Genomic DNA, 19,827 nt, shown 5'->3' on the forward strand with positions numbered 1-19,827 from the left:
TATCGGGCTGCGTTCGCCTGCCCGGCGCGCATGGCTGAAGGACGGGATATGCACCCAAAGTTGGGCTTCCGGGTGCCTTGTGGAGTGGATGCGAGGTCAGCATAATCCACCGCCAATAAAGGCGAACCCAAATCGCCCAAAACAAAAGATTGCAAGCCGTCCCGTCCCTGTTCGCGGTGACGCGCCGGCGGCGGAAATGATCAAGGTTGCGGGTTCCAAGGCCCGCTGAGGGAGGCAAAAGCCATGTCCGACAAAGTCTATGATGTGCCGACCATCTGGGCCCAGAAAGCCTATGTGGACGATGCCCGATACAAGACCATGTATGCCGCCTCCATCGAGGACCCCGAGACCTTCTGGGGCGAGCACGGCAAGCGCATCGACTGGTTCCAGCCCTATACCAAGGTGAAGAACACCTCGTTCGATCCTGGCCACGTCTCCATCAAGTGGTACGAGGACGGCATCACCAATGTCGCCTACAACTGCGTGGACCGACACCTGGACTCGCGCGGCGACCAGCCCGCCATCATCTGGGAGGGCGACAGCCCCGACGAGTCGAAGGTCATCACCTACCGCGAACTCTCCAGCGAGGTGAACAAGCTCGCCAATGTGCTGCGCAATCGCGGCGTGGAGAAGGGTGATCGCGTCACCATCTATCTGCCGATGATCCCGGAGGCGGCCTATGCCATGCTCGCCTGCGCGCGGCTCGGCGCCATCCACTCCATCGTGTTCGGCGGCTTCTCTCCGGATAGCCTGGCCGGCCGCGTCTCCGATTGCGGCTCCAAGGTCATCATCACCGCCGACGAAGGTCTGCGCGGCGGCCGCAAGGTTCCGCTGAAGGCCAATGTGGATGCGGCCATCAACCTGATCGACAATTCCGATGTCGAGCACGTGATCGTGGTGCGCCGCACCGGTGGCAAGGTGGATATGAACCCCGGCCGCGACGTCTATTATGACGACGCCACCGCAATGGTGACGGACGAGTGCCCGGCCGCCCATGTGGGCGCGGAAGATCCGCTGTTCATCCTCTACACCTCCGGTTCCACCGGCAAGCCGAAGGGCGTGCTGCACACCACCGGCGGCTATCTCGTCTATGCGTCGATGACGCATCAGTACATCTTCGACTATCACGACGGTGATGTTTACTGGTGCACGGCCGACGTGGGCTGGGTGACGGGTCACTCTTACATCGTTTATGGTCCGCTCGCGAACGGCGCCACGACCCTGATGTTCGAGGGCGTGCCCAATTACCCGAACACGTCCCGCTTCTGGGAAGTGATCGACAAGCACAAGGTCACCATCTTCTACACGGCGCCGACCGCCATCCGCTCGCTGATGCAGGGTGGCGAGGAGCCGGTGAAGAAGACCTCGCGCGCGTCGCTCCGCCTGCTCGGCTCGGTGGGCGAGCCCATCAATCCCGAGGCGTGGGAATGGTATCACCGCGTGGTGGGCGATGAGCGCTGCCCCATCGTCGACACCTGGTGGCAAACCGAGACCGGCGGCATTCTCATCACCCCGCTGCCCGGCGCCACCAAGCTGAAGCCCGGTTCGGCCACGCGCCCCTTCTTCGGCGTGCTGCCCGAGGTGGTGGATGCCGAAGGCCGCGTGCTGACCGGCGCCTGCGAGGGCAATCTCGTGATTGCCGACAGCTGGCCGGGGCAGATGCGCACGGTCTATGGCGACCATGAGCGCTTCGAGCAGACCTACTTCTCCACCTATCCGGGCAAGTACTTCACCGGCGACGGCTGCCGCCGCGATGAGGACGGCTATTACTGGATCACCGGTCGCGTGGACGACGTGATCAACGTGTCCGGCCACCGCATGGGCACGGCGGAGGTGGAAAGCGCCCTCGTCGCCCATCCCAAGGTGTCCGAGGCGGCCGTCGTGGGCTTCCCGCACGACATCAAGGGCCAGGGCATCTACGCCTATGTGACGCTCATGGATGGCGAGGAGCCGACCGAGGAGCTGCGCAAGGAGCTGGTGGCATGGGTGCGCCGCGAGATCGGCCCTATCGCTTCGCCCGACCTGATCCAGTTCGCGCCGGGCCTGCCCAAGACCCGCTCGGGCAAGATCATGCGCCGCATCCTGCGCAAGATCGCGGAAGACCAGTTCGAGAGCCTGGGCGACACCTCCACCCTCGCCGATCCGACGGTGGTGGAAGATCTCATCAGCAATCGCCAGAACAAGCGCGACGCGGCGGCCTGAGGCCGTTTCGTCCGCAGCGCGGCCATCACGAGCCGGCGTCCTTCGGGGCGCCGGCTTTTTTCATGGGGCGATGGCGGGGGAGACACGGTGGGCGCCGCGTCGCCGGCCCGGCGGGGGAGGGGCGTGGGCTTCGCTGTTTGGAATGGCGAGGGGCGCTCTTGCCAGGGTGCGGCACGTGATGGTCGGTCCGCGGAAGCGGAGACGCAGCAGGTCGAAGTGCCGCCTCATCTGTGTGGTGACGGCGCCCGTGCGCGAGATACGCTTTGCTGAGGCGCAAAAAGAAGTGGGCGGATCGGGTATTCGCCGATCCGCCCAAGTGAAGCGGTTCCTCAAATCAAAGCGGTTACTCGAAACTGTATAAGACGATCGAAGCTGTGTTCCCGACGGGCCGGCATCTTCCCGCGCGTGCGCGGGGGCGAAGCCGGAGCGTCAATGGCGGCTGCTGGCGATGGTGTATTCGCCGGAGCGAACGCGCTCGGCGAGTCGCTCCACGAATTCGGCGCAGGCCTCCTCACCATAGGTGGCGACGAGGTTTCGCAGCGCCGTGAACAGCGCGGCCTGCACCAGGCAGTCCTCCTCCAGGCCGTCGCGGACAGCTTCCACCCAGGCGTCGTTCAGATAGGTCAAAGCCACATGGCGATCATCCGCTGCCATGTCCGCAATGTCGGGAAGGTCGATGGCTGGGTTCGGCAGTGTGGACACGTCTTGGCCTCCAGCCGCCCATCGGCGGCGACAGGAGATCAGTACCACGACAGGCCGTCAGCGGAAGTCCAATTCTAACCAAAAGGTTAACGCATCCGCGGCGCGTTCATCAATTGCCGCCGTAGCGCACCACGATCTCATGGGCGAGGTGGGAAGCCTCTTCCAGCTGCCGGGCCACGGCGGTGCGCGCCGCCGGCGTGCAGGTGCGGTAAACCTCGGCGAAGCTTGAATAGCCGCGGTTGAAGGATGCGATCATCTTGCCCTTCCGGGCGTCCGACGGCTGCTCGGTTTCGATGAGCGCGGCCATCTCGTCGCGCCAGCGCTGGGCCTCGCCGCTGGCCCCGCACAGGGGGCGCAGATAGTGCAGCCCGCCGAGAATCTCCGCCAGCTTCAGAAGGTCGTCGTCATAGGGGGGCGCCGCGCCTTCGGCCGAGGGGGCGGCCGCAAGCGGACCGGCCACGCCGACTAGGCCAACGGCCACGGCGGGCGGCAAAGCGAGGGACACCAGAAGGCTGGACACGATAAGGCTGCGGCTGCGCATGGCTCGTCCACGGGTTCGCCCTGTCGTGCGATCTTCCGCGGCGCGGGTCAAGGGGCGGGGCGCGGGGCTCAGTCCTTCAGGCGGTCGAAGGTGCTCGCCATTTCCTCGCGGCTCACTGCGTCGAGGGCTACCGCCGCGAAGGGGTCGCCGCCATTGGCGAACTCTGCCTCGGTCTCGGGCCGCGCCAAAGCGATTTTCAGCGCCGCGACCAGATCGTACAGGCCCCAGGCGAAGCCGGAATCGCGCATGGCGGACTGTAGGGCGTTCTGCACCAGCCCGCGCACGGTGCGGTGGGGCTCGGAAACCGGCACATTGTCCAACCCGCCCTGAAGAGCGGAGACGCAGGCTTCCTCATTGAACGAGGCATGGCCGCGGCAGGCCATGGGCCGCACCGGGTAGATGACGCAGATGCCTTCGGCGAGGAAGGGGCATTCGCGCACCAGCGCCATGGGCCGCACATTGCCGGAGGGCTCCACAAAGTCGGCTGCGCCGTAAAGCCGGCCGATCAGGTCGATGCCCACATTCCTGAAGCCGGCGGCCATGGAGCGCACATAGCGCGCGACCATCAGCACCTCGGGCGCGGTGGCGGCCACGAGGATCTGGCAGCAGGTGCCGCAGCCCTTGCGGCAGGCGAGGGGCGGTAGCTCGCGCGTCTGCTCCTGCACATTGCGCTCGAAGCTTGTGAAGGCCTGCATCCAGACCCGATCGAGCAAATCGGGCTTGGCGCGGTAGCTTGTGAGCGTATTGAGAAAGCCCTGGTGCTGCGCCTTGAAGAAGGCAACGGGACCTTCGGCTTCAGCGGCCTGTGCCGCGCTCTGAGCAATGGACACCGCGCCTCTCCTGAAAATCAAAAAATAAAGCCGGAAAAAAACATGACCGGGCAACAGACTGCCGCCTGTGGCAGCGCACTTTGATCTGGAACAAAATTATTCCCGCGCATGCATAGCGGCCAATTCGGGGAAACTGCGTAGGCGGCAAAGGCCGGGGTTGGATCGCGCCGCGCGGCCGGCCGGCGGAGGCCTTCGCATACCGTGCTGTGAGCTGAGCGGGCCGCAACGCGTCGCGGTGCCTTGTGGGCTCCTCACACCGGTGCTATGCGGCGCGGATGACCGCGAGCGCCCAGAAGAACATCCGCAATTTTTCCATCGTCGCCCATATCGACCATGGAAAGTCGACCCTTGCCGACCGGCTGATCCAGATCACCGGCGGGCTGACGGAGCGCGAGATGACCGACCAGGTGCTCGACAACATGGATATCGAGCGCGAGCGCGGCATCACCATCAAGGCGCAGACCGTGCGCCTGTCCTACAAGGCGCATGACGGCGAGACCTATGTCCTGAACCTCATCGACACCCCCGGGCACGTGGACTTCGCCTATGAGGTGAACCGGTCGTTGGCGGCCGTCGAGGGCTCGCTGCTGGTGGTGGACGCCTCCCAGGGCGTGGAGGCGCAGACGCTCGCCAACGTCTATCAGGCCATCGACAACAATCACGAGATCGTGCCGGTTCTCAACAAGGTGGACCTGCCCGCCGCCGAGCCCGAAAAGGTGAAGGCGCAGATCGAGGACGTGATCGGCCTCGACGCCTCCAACGCCATTGGCATCTCGGCGAAGACCGGCTTGAACGTGGACCAGGTTCTGGAAGCCATCGTCACCCGCCTGCCGCCCCCCATGGGCGACCGCGAGGCGCCGCTGAAGGCGCTGTTGGTGGATAGCTGGTACGACACCTATCTCGGCGTCGTCGTGCTGGTGCGCATCGTCGACGGGGTGCTGAAGAAGGGCCAGCGCATCAAGATGATGGGCTCGGGCGCGGCCTATGATGTGGACCGCGTGGGCGTGTTTACCCCCAAGATGGTGGCCATGGCCGAGCTTGGCCCGGGCGAGATCGGCTTTCTCACCGGCTCCATCAAGGAAGTGGCCGACACCCGCGTGGGCGATACCATCACCGAGGAAAAGCGCCCCTGCACCGAAGCCCTGCCGGGCTTCAAGCCGGCCCAGCCGGTGGTGTTCTGCGGCCTGTTCCCGGTGGATGCGGCCGATTTCGACGACCTGCGCGCCGCCATGGGCAAGCTGCGCCTCAACGATGCCAGCTTCTCCTTCGAAATGGAGACCTCGGCGGCCCTGGGCTTCGGCTTCCGCTGCGGCTTCCTGGGCCTTCTGCACCTGGAGATCATCCAGGAGCGGCTGGAGCGTGAGTTCAACCTCGATCTCATCGCCACCGCCCCGTCGGTCATCTACGAAATCGAGATGACGGATGGCTCGGTGATCGACCTGCACAATCCGGCCGACATGCCCGATGTGGTGAAGATCAAGGAGATCCGCGAACCGTGGATTCGCGCGACTATCCTCACCCCTGACGAGTATCTCGGCGCGGTGCTGAAGCTGTGCCAGGACCGGCGCGGCAACCAGATCGAGCTCACTTATGTGGGCGCGCGCGCCATGGTCACCTATGACCTGCCGCTGAACGAGGTGGTGTTCGACTTCTACGATCGGTTGAAGTCCATCTCCAAGGGCTATGCTTCGTTCGACTATCAGATTACCGAATATCGCCCCGGCGATCTGGTGAAGATGTCGATCCTGGTGAATGCCGAGCCGGTGGACGCGCTCTCCATGCTGGTGCATCGCACCCGGGCCGAAGCGCGCGGGCGCGTGATGTGCGAGAAGCTGAAGGATCTCATTCCCCAGCATCTGTTCCAGATCCCGATCCAGGCGGCCATCGGCGCCAAGATCATCGCCCGCGAAACCATCCGCGCCCTGCGCAAGGACGTGACCGCCAAGTGCTATGGCGGCGACATCACGCGAAAGCGCAAGCTTCTGGAGAAGCAGAAGGAAGGCAAGAAGAAGATGCGCCAGTTCGGCAAGGTGGAGATTCCGCAGGAAGCCTTCATCGCCGCGCTGAAGATGGACGAGTAGCGACCTGCCACTCGCATGGCGTGAGGGTGCGAATCATCGCATCCTCGACCTGCTAGGTCTGCGAGGGCAGCACCCGGGAGAAACTGCCATGGCGAAGTTCGAGGTCTTCAAGGACAAAGCGGGCGAGTTCCGCTTCCGGTTTCGGGCTTCCAATGGGGAGATCATGTTCTCCTCGGAAGGCTATAAGGCGAAGGCTTCGGCCTTGAGCGCCATTGAGTCCATCAAGAAGAATGCTCCTGCCGCTCCGGTGGAGGACGAGACCAAGAGCGCTGGCACCTGAAGCGCGTGCTGCCGCCTGCGCCTTCGGCCGGTGGCAGAGGGGCGGCGCGAAAGCCCTTAGTGTTCGGGCTGAATGGCTGATCTGAGCCTGACGGAATCTGGCGTCTTCGACGTGGCGGATATGGCTCGGGTCTGGAAAACACTGCAGCTCAAGGCGCTTGAGCGACATTCAAGAGAAAAGGTGCGGCAACTGGCGCGCCTCCTCGCCTACTTCCCAGGCGGGGGGAGGGGCGATGCTCTGCGTTGACGCCCCCGGCTCTTCCAACGCGGCCCTTGCACGCGCGCCCCTTTGAAGCGATGCCCCGTAGCGCGCCTCGGCATCCACTCCCATCGTTCCCGCCCCCTCCCCGGCAAGAGGGGATGGTGCCAAGCTGCGAGAAGCGGGCCGGTGGTGGAACGCGGATGGCGGGCCGGGCCGTTCCCTTCGCCCAATGGCGATTGGTCTCCGGCAGTGGCCGCGTCTTTACATGGCTGGAGTTGCGCCGGCGCGCTATCCTGCACTCCCACCAGGGGTCGTCCTGAAGAGGGGCGCGATCGCTTTCGGGCGAGGGCACCGGCTCGCGCAAAGAAAATGCGTGAAGTCGCAGATCTGGGGCAACTCCGCGATTCCGTAAAACCGGGAAACGTCCCAGGAAAACCAGAAGACGCCTCAGGCCGGCGAGCTGCCTTTCGGCCGGGCTCGCTACGCAGCCTGGCAGTGGGTGGGGCCTGGCGGCGCCCACCCTGGATCGTCACGAGCAGCGCACGTAGACCATGGTGCCGTAGCGCTTGGCCACTTCCGTGTCCACCCAGCGTAGCACCAGCACGTTACCGTCGAAGCGCATCACCTGGCGGTCGGCCTGGGCGCCGGCGGGTTCGTCGGGCGGACCGATGAAGATGGGGCCATTGGCCACCTGCTTCGACACCACCTCGGTGAGCTTGTTGTCGTCCGCCAGATACATCATGACGCCGCCGCTGGTGCCGGCGGTGATGACGTAAGGGTTCGAGCACTGGGCCTTGGCCTGGGTCTCGGTGCGGCCGGCATCATCGGGGCGATGATAGGCGGCAAGGCCCCAGCGGCCCACCAGCCGGTCCGGCGGGATGGGGCTGAAATATTGCGGCTTGGCGGGCGGCGGCGGCTCGGTCGGCGTGGTGCTGCAGGCGGCGAGCGTGAGCGCCAGCGCGGTGGCGGCCACTCCGGCCAGGCCCAGGCGACCCCGGCCGACGCGACCCTGCTTCCCGAGGCGCGCGTTCGATCGTGCAAGCAAAATGTTCATGGGGTATTCCAAGGCCTCCGCCGTCTCAACTCCGGTCCTTGCCATTGCCCACGCGGGTTCAGGCCGGCGCGCCGACCATAACGGCTCATCCCTGCGGCGTCGATAACGCTTCGTTCAAGAGTTCGCTGCCGGGGGTGAACCGCCTCGCTGGACTTCGGAAAATCACTCTAAGGGCTGGCGGTTACCGGTTCGTATCCCACCTTTTGGTCGTGAAGTTCACGCCGCGTGCCTTGACGGCGCGCACCGGCGCACTTATCTCCGCCGCGAGCTTGGCACTCCTCTTTTGAGAGTGCCAGCGATGCCGGCAGCGGCGCATGCCGCGCCAAGTTCCATGTTCCGAGAGGAATAGACCCATGTCCTTCCGTCCCCTGCACGACCGCGTGGTGGTCAAGCGCATCGAAGCCGAGCAGAAGACCGCCGGCGGCATCATCATCCCCGACACCGCCAAGGAAAAGCCCCAGGAGGGCGAGGTTGTGGCCGTGGGTCCCGGTGCCCGCGACGAGGCCGGCAAGCTCGTTGCCCTCGATGTGAAGGCTGGCGATCGCGTGCTGTTCGGCAAGTGGTCCGGCACCGAGGTGAAGATCGACGGCCAGGATCTCCTCATCATGAAGGAGAGCGACATTCTCGGCGTGATCGGCTGATCGCGAGAGAGTGCCTGAGCCTTTTTCCGCACGTTTCATAAGGAGGCCGTGATGGCTGCCAAAGAAGTCAAGTTTTCTGCCGACGCGCGCGAGAAGCTGCTGCGCGGCGTGGATATCCTCGCCAATGCCGTGAAGGTCACGCTGGGTCCCAAGGGCCGCAACGTCGTCATCGAGAAGTCCTTCGGCGCGCCGCGCATCACCAAGGACGGCGTGTCCGTCGCCAAGGAAATCGAGCTTGAGGACAAGTTCGAGAACCTGGGCGCCCAGCTCGTTCGCGAAGTCGCTTCCAAGACCAACGACCTGGCCGGTGACGGCACCACCACCGCGACCGTTCTGGCCCAGGCCATCGTGAAGGAAGGCGCCAAGGCTGTTGCCGCCGGCATGAACCCGATGGACCTGAAGCGCGGCATTGATCTCGCCTGCGCCGCGGCCATCAAGGACATCCAGGCCCGCGCCAAGAAGGTCTCCTCCTCCGCCGAGGTGGCCCAGGTCGGCACCATTTCCGCGAACGGCGACAGCTCCATCGGCGAGATGATCGCCGGCGCCATGCAGAAGGTCGGCAACGAGGGTGTCATCACCGTCGAGGAAGCCAAGACCGCCGAGACCGAGCTCGACGTGGTCGAGGGCATGCAGTTCGACCGCGGCTATCTCTCTCCGTACTTCATCACCAATGCGGAGAAGATGATCGCCGACCTGGAAGAGCCCTACATTCTCATCTTCGAGAAGAAGCTCTCCGGCCTCCAGCCGATCCTCCCGGTCCTCGAGGCCGTGGTGCAGTCTGGCCGTCCGCTGGTGATCGTCGCCGAGGACGTGGAAGGCGAGGCCCTGGCCACCCTGGTGGTCAACAAGCTGCGCGGTGGCCTGAAGGTCGCGGCCGTGAAGGCTCCCGGCTTCGGTGATCGTCGCAAGGCGATGCTCGAGGATATCGCGATCCTCACCGGTGGCACCGTCATCTCCGAGGATCTCGGCATCAAGCTCGAGAACGTGACCCTGGCTCAGCTCGGCCGCGCCAAGAAGGTCATCCTCGAGAAGGAAAAGACCACCATCGTGGACGGCGTCGGCGAGAAGGCCGACATCGAGGCGCGCGTTGCCCAGATCAAGGCGCAGATCGAAGCCACCACTTCCGACTACGACCGTGAGAAGCTCCAGGAGCGTCTCGCGAAGCTCGCCGGCGGCGTGGCCGTGATCCGCGTGGGCGGCTCGACCGAGGTGGAAGTCAAGGAGAAGAAGGACCGCGTTGACGACGCGCTGAACGCCACCCGCGCCGCGGTGGAAGAAGGCATCGTCCCCGGCGGCGGCGTGGCCCTGCTGCGCGCCAAGAAGGCGGTGGAGGCTCTCACCTCCGACAACGCCGACATCAAGGCGGGCATCAAGATCGTGCTGCGCGCCCTTGAGGCTCCCATCCGCCAGATCGCCGAGAATTCCGGCGTGGAAGGCTCCATCGTGGTGGGCAAGGTGCTCGAGGCGACCGATGCCAACTTCGGCTTCAACGCCCAGACCGAGGAATATGTGGACCTCGTCGCCGCTGGCGTCGTGGACCCGGCCAAGGTCGTGCGCACCGCTCTGCAGGACGCGGGCTCCGTGGCCGGCCTGCTGGTGACCACCGAGGCGCTCGTCGCCGAGCTGCCGAAGAAGGACGCGGCCATGCCCGCCATGCCCGGCGGCGGCATGGGCGGCATGGGCGGCATGGATTTCTGAGGAAATCCATCCGACCAAACATCTTGAGTGCCCCAGCCGGCCAAGCCGGTTGGGGTGGCGGCATGGATTTCTGAGGAAACCCATCCGACCAAACGTCTTAAGTGCCCCAGCCGGCCAAGCCGGTTGGGGTGGCGGCATGGATTTCTGAGGAAACCCATCCGACCAAACGTCTTAAGTGCCCCAGCCGGTTAGGTCGGTTGGGGTGGCGGCATGGATCCCCGATCCGGCCCCATCGGTCTGCAAAAAGGGAAGGGCGCGGCTTCGGTCGCGCCCTTTTCTTTTTTCTGAGGGGGATGGCACCGGGCGAGGATCGGGCATGATGCCACTGCCGTCGTTCGGGGAGCGGCGCTGTCGGCGGGCGGAGGCGTGTCCGGACCTGTGAGAACTGCCGCGTGCGATGGACGTGGATAAAGCCAGTGGGATAGACCGTCGCGCTGTTTCCGTTACGGGCTGAAGGGGGCGTGTGGCGGACGCCCAGTGCATGTGGCGACGCCTGCTGCCCTCTCGCCCAGGCGCCCCCATGCGGTGCCTTCCTCTCCACAAGTAGGAGAAGGCTGCGGCGAGCAAGTCGTCGGGAATCGGGGACGGAGTCGAGGCGAGTGGCAACGGCTCCAAGGGCCGCGAGGCCAGACGCATTCCAGGACGCGCCGCCAGCCGCACAACGCTATGCCAATCGTCTGCGGCGCCGCCGGGACTGTCCCCCGCTCTCGCCCGCAACTCCAGCGGGCTCGGCTCTGCCTCCCCTTCGCGGGGCATTAGGGTCGCGAGGGTTCCAGGTCCGGCCCACGGTGGCGTGGCCGTTCGCGCCTTGCCGGGCCGCCGTGGGCCGTGCTTCAGGCTGGCGGCTGATACGCTGATGCCGAGCGGGCGTTCAGATGCGCGTCAAGGAACGCGTCTCCGGGCGGAAGTTGGTCCGATGCACGGGCAACGCCGACCCCAAAGCCGCGAGGCCGTAGCCGCCAGCCCGCGCTGCCCGCAGCGGAAAGGCGGAACATATTGCGCGGTGGCCGTGCGTCCGACAGAGGAGGGGAAGCGGAGGAGCGGCCGGAGCCGCCCGGCGCTCGCGTTCATCCGTTTCGGTGCTCCGTCAGCTCTGTGCGCGCCCTCTCACGTCCCGCAGAAGGTCTGGTAGTCCTTCATTTCTGGCGGCAGCTCGGCATAGGCTTCGAAGCGGGGTTGTTCCTCGAAGGGGTACTGGATCACGCCCAGCAGTTCCTCGAACGGGCCGTAATCGCCCTGCTCGGCGGCGGCCTCCAGGGCCCATTCCACCTGGTGGTTTCGGGGAATGAATTTGGGGTTCACCCGGTCCATCTCGGCGCGGATGGCGGCGCCTTCGCGGCCGGTCTCGGCGAGGCGGGCGCGCCAGCGCTCGGCCCAGGCGTCGAAGGCGGCGCGGTCCAGGAACAGGTCGCGCACGGGAGAAAGGCCCTCCGCGCTCTCGGCGGCGGCGCCCAGGCGCCGGAAGGTGAGGGTGAAGTCCGCCTTTTGCGCCTGCATCACCTGGAGCAGCTCCAGGGCCAGCGCCACATCCTGTGCCGTCCCGTCGGGAAGGCCGATCTTGGCGCGCAGGCCCGCATGGTAGGTGGCCTCGAAGCGCTGGGGAAAGGTGCCAAGCAGGGTGTTGGCCACTTCCACGGCCGGCTCGCGCTCGGCATGAAGAAGGGGGATCAGCGTCTCGGCAAGGCGCGCGAGGTTCCAATGGGCGATCTGCGGCTGGTTCTTGTAGGCGTAGCGGCCCATGTAATCGATGGACGAGAACACCGTGGAGGGGTGGTAGGCGTCCATGAAGGCGCACGGCCCATAGTCGATGGTTTCGCCGGCAATGGACATGTTGTCCGTGTTCATCACGCCATGGATGAAGCCGATGAGCTGCCAGCGCGCGACCAGCGCCGCCTGGCGGTCCATCACCGCCTCGAGCAGGGCGGCATAGGGCTGGTCGGCGCCAGCCAGCTCCGGATAGTGGCGGGCGATGGTGTAGTTTGCGAGGGCGCGCAGGCCTTCGAGATCCTTGCGGGCGGCGAAGAACTGGAAGGTGCCGATGCGGATATGGCTCGCCGCGACCCGCACCAGCACGCCGCCGGGCAGCGCCCGCTCGCGCCAGACCGGGTCGCCAGTGGTGACGGCGGCCAGCGTGCGGGTGGTGGGTACGCCCATGGCGGCCATGGCCTCGCTCACCAGATATTCGCGCAGCACCGGCCCGATGGCGGCGCGCCCGTCGCCCCGGCGAGAAAAGAAGGTGGGGCCGGACCCCTTGAGCTGAATGTCCCGCCGCCGGCCCTGCCGGTCGATCACCTCACCCAGGAGAATGGCCCGCCCGTCGCCCAGCTGCGGCACGAACTGTCCGAACTGGTGGCCGGCATAGGCCAGGGCGATGGGCAGAGCCCCCTCGGGCACGCGCACGCCGGCGAACACTTCCACCGCCTCGGGCGTGGAGAGGGCGGCGGGGTCAAGCCCCAGCTCCTCCGCCAGCGCGGTGTTCAGCTTCACAAGGCGGGGGGCGGAAACGGGGGTCGGCTGGGCGGGGGCGAAAAAGCTTTCGGGCAGCCGGGCATAGGAATTGTCGAAAGGAATAGAGAGCGTCGTGGCCATGGCAATGCAATCTCCCCCGGGAAAAATGGGGCAGCCCCGGGAATGGAAAGTCAGGGTGATCGCTTCCGTTCCTGAAGTCCAGACACCGCGAATTCCGCTATCGCCTCAGCGCGGGATGCGGCGCAGGCCCACTGCGCCCCCATCGGCGTCGAAAAGATAATCGAAGCCGTTCAGCAGGCGCACGGAGGTGTTGAGGAAGGCCGAGCGGCCGGGCCGTGGCACGAGCACCACCTCATCCGGCGCGAGAGGGTCTGCGCGATCACCGGCGACGAAGCTGTAGCGCGGCTCGTCTTTGTCCGGAGCGGGCAGGATGTCGACGCGCACGCCATCTGCGAGCAAGAGCCGCCCATCCGGCGCCAGGAGGCCGGAAAACTGGGCTTCCGGAACGGTGAGAAAGCTGCGCGTGACGCCGGTATCCACCAGCAGGCTGCCGCAGGCGGCGGGGGCGCGATGATTCAGGGCGAAGCAGGCGGCGGGGGGCTGCCACTCTCCGGCGATGGGGGAGGCCGCGAGGGCCATGCGGGCGAAGGCGTCCCCATCCCGTTCGCCCAGGCCCACCTGCACCTGCGACCGGCTGAGGATGTAGCCCCGACCGAGCGCGCCGCGCGTGCCAGGCGCATGCTGCGTCGGGTCAGCCATGCCGGGCAGGTTGAGGAAGGGGTTCTTGTCCGGCGTACCGCCCGCCTGTCCGTCCTTCTCCCGCGCGAAGCCCACGCCTAGCATGGCGACGCCGCGCGGGGCGTCGTTGGGCCGGCAGTTGCGGGCCGTGCGCAGGCACGCGATGCGGGTGACGGCCAGCACCGGGAGCGGCCGGGTGGTGAGCGCGCCGCCGTCCGCCCCCGAAAGGGTCACCGGAGTGCGCACATAGCGGCCGATCATGATGCGGCCGGAGCTGGAATAGGTGAGGCGCCCCTCTCCCAGGTCCGGCAGAGCGGCGAGATTGGGAATTGAGCTGGCGCTGATAACGATGCCGGTGGAGCCGGTGTCCAGGACCGCCGGGCGCGCGGGACCACCGATGGCGATGCCAAGCCTCGGCGGATGCACCAACGGCCCGCCGTCGCGCGGGGCATTCAGAAAGCGCAGCACCACCGGCCGCGCCGAAGCGGGGGAGGCGGCATCGGCCATCGCACTCATCCCGGTGCCGCCGCCGAGCGCCAGCACCAGGGCGGCAAGGCAGGGAAGTCGCGTAGCGGCCCGCGGGCGGATGAAGCGCATGGATGTCCTCGCTCCTCGTCGATTGCAGTCATTCTGGCGGTTCCAGTCCAGATTCGCTTGGCGGCCGCCCGTGGCAGGAGACCGCATGCGGGGGCGCATGTCCTTGCCTCACAAGATCCGCGAAGAGGTCGGACCCGCCCGCGAAGGCGCCGTCGTCCCGCTGCTCCCCGCCCATTTTCCCTGAGCGGGCCCGGGGACGAGCGTTGCGGTGGTGCGCCGATGCTGCTTGTCTGTGGCCGGCGGATGTCCGAGCCCGGACCGCCGTGACCTGACGCCGACGAGGTTTCGATGCGCAGCGAGATCACAGGCACGACCCTTCCCGTTCTGACATTCACCCTGGAGCCGGGTGAAGGCGTGCTGGCCGAGCCGGACCGCCTGTCCTGGATGACATCCAACATTGCCATGAACACCACTGCCGCCACCGGCGGGGCCAGCGGGCTGTTTTCCGCCATCGGGCGCGCCATTTCCGGCGGCGGCCTGTTCATGACCGAGTTCGTGGCCCAGGGGGGTGAGGGGCTGCTGGCGCTGGCCGCCAGCGTTCCCGGCAACATCATCGAGGCGAAGGTGGAGCCGGGCCGGGGCTTCCTCATCCACCGCCATGGCTTTCTGGCGGGCACACTGGGGCTGTCCCTGGCGGTGGGCGTGCAGCAGAGCCTGGGGGCCGGCGTGTTCGGCGGCAATGGCTTCGTGCTCCAGCACCTCACCGGCACCGGCAGCGCCTATGTGGAGCTGGGCGGCGAAATCGTCAGCTACACCCTTCAGCCGGGCCAGGAACTGCTGGTTCATCCCGGCCATGTGGGCATGTTCGAGGAAAGCGTGTCGTTCGAGATCACGACCATTTCCGGGGTCAAGAACATGCTGTTCGGCGGCGATGGCCTGTTCCTGGCGCGGCTGCGCGGCCCCGGCAATGTCTGGCTGCAGACGCTCACGCCCTCCAAGCTGGCCCACGCGCTCGCGCCCTATCTGCCGACGCAGCGGCAGTGAGGTGAAGCGCCGCTGAGCCCGCCGCCCCTGGTGGTTGCCGCAACCCCAGGGGCATGCGCCGCTCAGCCGTGCATGAGCGCGGAGACGTGGGCGGAGGCGGAGGAGGCCAGCGCCTCCAGGTCATATCCCCCTTCCAGGAGGGAGACGACGCGGCCGCCGCAGACCCGGTCCGCCGTCTCCATGAGGCGGCGGGTGATCCAGGCGAAGTCGGTATCCACCAGGCGCAGCGAGGCCATGGGGTCGCGCACATGGGCGTCGAACCCGGCGGAGATGAGGATCAGGTCCGGATGGAAGGCCTCCAGGCGCGGCAGCACCCGGCTTTCCATGGCCTCCTTGAACTGGGTGCCGTCGTCGCCGGCATGGAGCGGGGCGTTCACGATGGTGTCCGCGCTGCCGGTCTCGCTCGCCTCGCCGGTGCCGGGAAACAGCGGCATCTCATGGGTGGAGCAATACATCACAGTCGGATCATCCCAGAAGATCTGCTGGGTTCCGTTGCCATGGTGCACGTCGAAATCCACGATGGCGACCCGCTCCAGGCCATATTTCGCCTGGGCGTGGCGCGCGGCGACCGCCACCTGGTTGAGCAGGCAGAAGCCCATGGGCTTGCGCACTTCGCAATGGTGGCCCGGCGGGCGCATGGCCACGAAGGCGTTCGCAACCTTGCCCTCCAGCACCTCGTCCACCGCGAAGCAGGCGCCGCCCACCCCGCGCAGGGCGGCTTCCCAGCTGCCCGGTGACATCACCGTGTCGGAATCGATGCGCACCAGCCCTTCCGTGGGCACGGCGCCGCCCATGGCGTCGAAGAAATCGGCCGGATGGACCCGGATGATGTCTTCCCGCTCGCCCCGCGGCGCGCTGTCCCGCATGAGCAGGGAGAATTTCTCCTGCTCGAAGATCCGATCCAGCACCCTGAGCCGGTCCGCGCGCTCGGGATGGCCGAGCGGGGTGAGATGATTGAGCCCGGCCGGATGAGTGACGAGCAGCGTGGACATGAAACGTCCGACCTCCCTATGAGCTTTATTTTTAATGAACTCATAGCATATTTCGCGGTCGGGAGCACAGCTTTGAGACGGCTCAAAGTTCCGGATGCTATTTCTCGTCGAGCCGCTTGGAGAAGATGATCCGCGGCTCCTCGATGAAGCCTTCCGCATGGTAAAAGGCGCGAACTTCCGCATTGTCGGGGCGCACCAGCAGCATCAGCTTCGGCACCGCGCGGGCGCGCAGCCAGTCCTCGGCGGCGGTGAGCAGGATGCTGCCCAGGCCCTGGCGCTGCCGCGCCGGCTCGACCGCGAGGTAATAGACCCAGCCCCGGTGCCCATCGTGGCCCACCATCACCGTGCCCAGCAGCGCGCCGCCCTCCTTCGCCACCAGGATCGTGGAATGGGGGCCGCGCCGGGCCAGGGCGATGTCCGCGTGGGGATCGTTCCACGGCCGGGTGAGACCGGCCCGCTCCCACAGCGCGACGATGGCGGCGATGTCGCCATCGTCGGCATGATTGATGGAGGAGTCGAGAATCGGGGCTTCGCAGGTGGGCTGGGTGGTCATGGCTGAGCCTCGGGGTGAGAAGTGGGGCGCGGGGCCGCGGCACGGCCCAGGCGGTCGGCGATGGCTTCGCCGAGGCCCGAGCGCGGCAGCGGCACCACGGCGATGGAGGGGGCGCCCGACGCATCCAGGCTGCGCAGGGCACCGTAAAGGTGGGCGGCGGCCTCGGTGAGGTCGCCCGAGGGGCTGAGGTCGAGAATGACACCGGCCTTTTCGCTGCCCGGCGGGCGGGCCCCGGCGAAGGTGAGCAGCGCCTCCCCGGGCTCGATCCTCCCGGCCTCCAGCCGCACCCGGGCGCGCGGCGCATAGTGGGAGGCGAGGCGGCCGGGGGAGGCGGGCCGGGCGGCATCCTGCGCGCCGGCGTCGGCCAAGGGCGCGCCGATCAGGGCCTCAATGTCCTCGCGCGTCACTCCGCCCGGCCGCAGCAGGCGCGGCGCTTCGCCGGTGACGTCGACAATGGTGGATTCAACGCCCACCTCCGTCGGCCCCCCATTCAGGATCAGGTCGATGAGCCCGGAAAGATCGCCGCGCACATGCTCCGGCGTGGTGGGCGAGACATGGCCCGAGCGGTTGGCGCTGGGCGCCACCACGGCGCCGCCGAAGGCCTCGATCAGCTCCCGCGCCACCGGATGGGAGGGCACCCGCAGGGCAATGGTGTCGAGCCCGGCGCGGGCAAGGTCGCAGGCGCGCGCGCCGCCGGCATAGGGCACGACCAGCGTCAGCGGGCCGGGCCAGAAGGCGTCCGCCAGCTTGCGGGCAGTCGCGTTGAAACGGCCGAAGGCGACGGCCGAGTCGGCGCTGGCGAGATGGGAGATCAGTGGATTGAAGGCCGGCCGCCCCTTGGCGGCGTAGAGGGCGGCCACGGCGTGCGGATTGGCCGCATCGGCGCCCAGGCCGTAGACGGTTTCTGTGGGAAAGGCCACCAGACCGCCCGCCTTCAGCAGGCGCGCGGCTTCCGCGATGCCTGCCGCATCCGCCGCAAGGGTGCGGGTATCGGGCGCTTGGCCCTGGGATCCTGTGGAATGGACCATGCGTGCCTTCATGCGAGACGGCGGCTGCGACCAATGGTCGACAGACGCGACTTGACGAACGGGGGCCATCGCCGCGAATTGGGGGCCGGCCGGCGCCAGCGCTTAGAGCGCGGGTGAAGGGTCCGGTCAAGCCGCGGAGTGCCCGAGGGGATGGGGTGCCCGCGCATCTTAAGGAGACAGTGATGGCCTATCGTGCGCCGGTCGAGGACGTATCGTTTTTCCTGAAGACCTGCACCTCGCTGCCCAAGCTGATGGAGCAGGGCCTCGTTGATCTCTCCTTCGACGTGGTGGAACCGGTTCTGGAAGAGGCCGGCAAATTCGCCTCCTCCGTCATCGAGCCCCTCGATCGCGGCGCGGACAAGGAAGGCTGCGTCCTCAAGGACGGCGCCGTGACCACGCCCACCGGCTGGAAGGCCGCTTATGAGTCGTGGATCGAGGCCGGATGGAACTCCGTGGCGGCCGAGGAGGATTTCGGCGGCCAGCACCTGCCCACGACCGTGACCTCCGCACTCACCGAGTTCTGGAACACCGCCTCCCCCTCGTTCGGCATCGGCGGCGTGCTGACCCAGGGCGCCATCGAGGCGCTCACCGCCCACGGCTCCGCCGAGCTGCAGAAGATCTATCTGGAAAAGATGGTCTCCGGCGTGTGGACCGGCACCATGAACCTCACCGAGCCGCAGGCGGGCTCGGACCTCGCGGCCCTGCGCGCCAAGGCGGTGAAGCAGGCCGACGGCACCTATCGCATCTTCGGCACCAAGATCTTCATCACCTATGGTGAGAACGACCTGGTTGAGAACATCGTGCACCTAGTGCTGGCGCGCCTTCCCGATGCGCCGGCCGGCACCAAGGGCATCTCGCTGTTCGTGGTGCCCAAGTTCTTGGTGAACGCCGATGGCTCGCTGGGCGCGCGCAACGATGTCTTCTGCACTGGCATCGAGCACAAGCTGGGCCTGCACGGTTCGCCCACCTGTACCATGACCTTCGGTGACAAGGGCGAGGGCGCCATCGGCTATCTGGTGGGTGAGGAAAATCGCGGCCTCGCCTGCATGTTCACCATGATGAACAACGCCCGCCTCGCGGTCGGCATCCAGGGTGTGTCGGTGGCCGAGCGCGCCACCCAGCGCGCCTTCGCCTATGCCAAGGAGCGCCGCCAGGGCAAGGCCGTGGGCTATACCGGCGAGGGCATGGCGCCCATCATCTTCCATCCGGACGTGAAGCGCATGCTGCTGACCATGCGCGCTTCCACCGACGCCGCCCGCGCCATCTGCCTGATGACCGCCGACGCCATCGACCGCTCGCGCCGGCTGGCGGACCCCATGGCCCGCGCCTCCGCCCACGCCGAGGCCAGCGTGCTCACCCCGGTGGCGAAGGCCTTCTCCACCGACACCGGCATCGAGGTGGCCTCGCTGGGCGTGCAGGTGCACGGTGGCATGGGCTTCATCGAGGAGACCGGCGCCGCCCAGCACTATCGCGACGCCCGTATCTTCGCCATCTATGAGGGCACCAACGGCATTCAGGCCATCGACCTCGTGACCCGCAAGCTGCCGCTGGAAGGCGGCGACGTGGCCACGACCCTGATCGCCGACTTCCGCGACATCGCCGACGAAGTGCACGCTCTGGAGCTGCCGGAGTTCGGCCGCGCCGGCGAGAAGCTGGCGGAGGCGGTGGACGCCCTCGGCCGCGCCACCCGCAAGCAGCTCGACCGGCTGGGCGAGGAAAATCAGAAGGCCCTCGCCGGTGCCACCCCTTATCTGCGCCTGTTCGCCCTGGCGGCCGGCGGCGCCTACCTCGCCAAGGCCGCTCTTGCGGCCCATCGCGAGCGCTCGGCGGGCGGCACCGATCCCCGGCTTGAAGCACGCATCGCCATCGCCCGCTTCTTCGCGGAGAACCTTTGCCCGCTGGCCAAGGGCCTCGAAGAGGTGGTGGAGGGCGGCCACGCCAGCCTGCTCGAGGCTGAGAGTGTGCTGACCCTGGACTGACGCGTTGTGGTGTTCCCCGGCCTCGCATGGAGCCGGGCCGGGGAGCCCTGACGAAGGCTGCAACGGAAAGGCCCGCGGTCTTGGCTGATGCCATGTCGCGGGCCTTTCCACATCTGGCGGCCCGGCTTTCCGGAAGCGAAAGGCATCGAGGCGTGACGCGTGCCCTCGGAGATACGCGCGCGCTGTCGTGTTCGTTGGAGCGTCTATTTTCCGGCCGCCGGAGCGCATGGCTGCGCACCGGTCCGCTCGGGGGCGGC

At 67.0% G+C, this 19,827-nt stretch carries 17 protein-coding genes; 8 read left to right on the forward strand and 9 right to left on the reverse strand.

What is annotated here, in order from left to right; translation table 11 throughout:
* Window positions 1-243 precede the first annotated feature (243 nt).
* Window positions 244-2,202: an acetate--CoA ligase gene (acs, locus tag L0966_RS00750; RefSeq protein WP_234049939.1), complete on the forward strand. Its 1,959-nt coding sequence runs from the start codon at window positions 244-246 to the stop codon at window positions 2,200-2,202.
* 429 nt (window positions 2,203-2,631) lie between these two features.
* Here the strand turns inward: acs and L0966_RS00755 are convergent, their stop codons facing one another.
* The 3 genes from L0966_RS00755 to L0966_RS00765 all read right to left on the reverse strand — a co-directional run bounded on the left by L0966_RS00755 (window position 2,632) and on the right by L0966_RS00765 (window position 4,275).
* Complete coding sequence (locus L0966_RS00755; RefSeq protein ID WP_234049940.1) at window positions 2,632-2,904, reverse strand: hypothetical protein; 273 nt, start codon at window positions 2,902-2,904, stop codon at window positions 2,632-2,634.
* Between the two features lie 109 nt (window positions 2,905-3,013).
* Window positions 3,014-3,445, reverse strand: a complete 432-nt coding sequence (locus L0966_RS00760; protein WP_234049941.1) for a TIGR02301 family protein — start codon at window positions 3,443-3,445, stop codon at window positions 3,014-3,016.
* 68 nt (window positions 3,446-3,513) lie between these two features.
* Window positions 3,514-4,275 (reverse strand): YkgJ family cysteine cluster protein, encoded by a 762-nt coding sequence (locus L0966_RS00765; RefSeq protein ID WP_234049942.1) that lies wholly within the window; start codon window positions 4,273-4,275, stop codon window positions 3,514-3,516.
* 275 nt (window positions 4,276-4,550) lie between these two features.
* Between L0966_RS00765 and lepA the strand changes: the two genes are divergently transcribed.
* From lepA to L0966_RS00780, 3 genes are all read left to right on the forward strand, one after another.
* Window positions 4,551-6,356, forward strand: a complete 1,806-nt coding sequence (lepA, locus tag L0966_RS00770) for a translation elongation factor 4 (RefSeq protein ID WP_234049943.1) — start codon at window positions 4,551-4,553, stop codon at window positions 6,354-6,356.
* 88 nt (window positions 6,357-6,444) lie between these two features.
* Window positions 6,445-6,636: a YegP family protein gene (locus L0966_RS00775; protein WP_234049944.1), complete on the forward strand. Its 192-nt coding sequence runs from the start codon at window positions 6,445-6,447 to the stop codon at window positions 6,634-6,636.
* Window positions 6,637-6,708: 72 nt separating this feature from the next.
* A complete protein-coding gene (locus L0966_RS00780; RefSeq protein ID WP_234049945.1) occupies window positions 6,709-6,882 on the forward strand; it encodes a hypothetical protein in 174 nt (57 codons plus the stop codon).
* A gap of 484 nt (window positions 6,883-7,366) precedes the next feature.
* Here L0966_RS00780 and L0966_RS00785 read toward each other — a convergent pair whose 3' ends face one another.
* Complete coding sequence (locus L0966_RS00785) at window positions 7,367-7,891, reverse strand: hypothetical protein (protein WP_234049946.1); 525 nt, start codon at window positions 7,889-7,891, stop codon at window positions 7,367-7,369.
* Window positions 7,892-8,244: 353 nt separating this feature from the next.
* Here L0966_RS00785 and groES point away from each other — a divergent pair, with 353 nt between their 5' ends.
* Complete coding sequence (gene groES, locus L0966_RS00790) at window positions 8,245-8,532, forward strand: co-chaperone GroES (RefSeq protein WP_234049947.1); 288 nt, start codon at window positions 8,245-8,247, stop codon at window positions 8,530-8,532.
* A gap of 51 nt (window positions 8,533-8,583) precedes the next feature.
* A complete protein-coding gene (gene groL / locus L0966_RS00795; RefSeq protein ID WP_234049948.1) occupies window positions 8,584-10,230 on the forward strand; it encodes a chaperonin GroEL in 1,647 nt (548 codons plus the stop codon).
* Window positions 10,231-11,337: 1,107 nt separating this feature from the next.
* Here the strand turns inward: groL and L0966_RS00800 are convergent.
* Window positions 11,338-12,819 (reverse strand): YdiU family protein, encoded by a 1,482-nt coding sequence (locus L0966_RS00800; protein ID WP_234049949.1) that lies wholly within the window; start codon window positions 12,817-12,819, stop codon window positions 11,338-11,340.
* Between the two features lie 105 nt (window positions 12,820-12,924).
* Window positions 12,925-14,034 (reverse strand): hypothetical protein, encoded by a 1,110-nt coding sequence (locus tag L0966_RS00805; protein ID WP_234049950.1) that lies wholly within the window; start codon window positions 14,032-14,034, stop codon window positions 12,925-12,927.
* A gap of 288 nt (window positions 14,035-14,322) precedes the next feature.
* On the opposite strand from L0966_RS00805, the gene L0966_RS00810 reads away from it, so the two are divergent.
* Window positions 14,323-15,018 carry a TIGR00266 family protein gene (locus tag L0966_RS00810; RefSeq protein ID WP_234049951.1) on the forward strand — a complete coding sequence of 232 codons (696 nt, stop codon included), beginning with the start codon at window positions 14,323-14,325 and terminating at the stop codon, window positions 15,016-15,018.
* Between the two features lie 62 nt (window positions 15,019-15,080).
* On the opposite strand, the gene L0966_RS00815 is transcribed toward L0966_RS00810, so the two are convergent.
* The 3 genes from L0966_RS00815 to L0966_RS00825 form a co-directional block, all read right to left on the reverse strand.
* Window positions 15,081-16,010: a histone deacetylase family protein gene (locus tag L0966_RS00815; RefSeq protein WP_234049952.1), complete on the reverse strand. Its 930-nt coding sequence runs from the start codon at window positions 16,008-16,010 to the stop codon at window positions 15,081-15,083.
* Window positions 16,011-16,107: 97 nt separating this feature from the next.
* Entirely contained in the window at window positions 16,108-16,563 is a 456-nt protein-coding gene (locus L0966_RS00820) for a GNAT family acetyltransferase (protein WP_234049953.1), read from the reverse strand.
* Window positions 16,560-17,591, reverse strand: a complete 1,032-nt coding sequence (locus tag L0966_RS00825; RefSeq protein ID WP_234049954.1) for an L-threonylcarbamoyladenylate synthase — start codon at window positions 17,589-17,591, stop codon at window positions 16,560-16,562. The genes L0966_RS00820 and L0966_RS00825 overlap by 4 nt, the downstream gene beginning before the upstream one ends.
* 182 nt (window positions 17,592-17,773) lie before the next feature.
* Between L0966_RS00825 and L0966_RS00830 the strand changes: the two genes are divergently transcribed.
* Window positions 17,774-19,570, forward strand: a complete 1,797-nt coding sequence (locus L0966_RS00830; protein WP_234049955.1) for an acyl-CoA dehydrogenase — start codon at window positions 17,774-17,776, stop codon at window positions 19,568-19,570.
* Window positions 19,571-19,827 lie beyond the last annotated feature (257 nt).

This window comes from Xanthobacter sp. NM-59 (genome assembly GCF_021401125.1).
Lineage (GTDB): Bacteria > Pseudomonadota > Alphaproteobacteria > Rhizobiales > Xanthobacteraceae > Xanthobacter.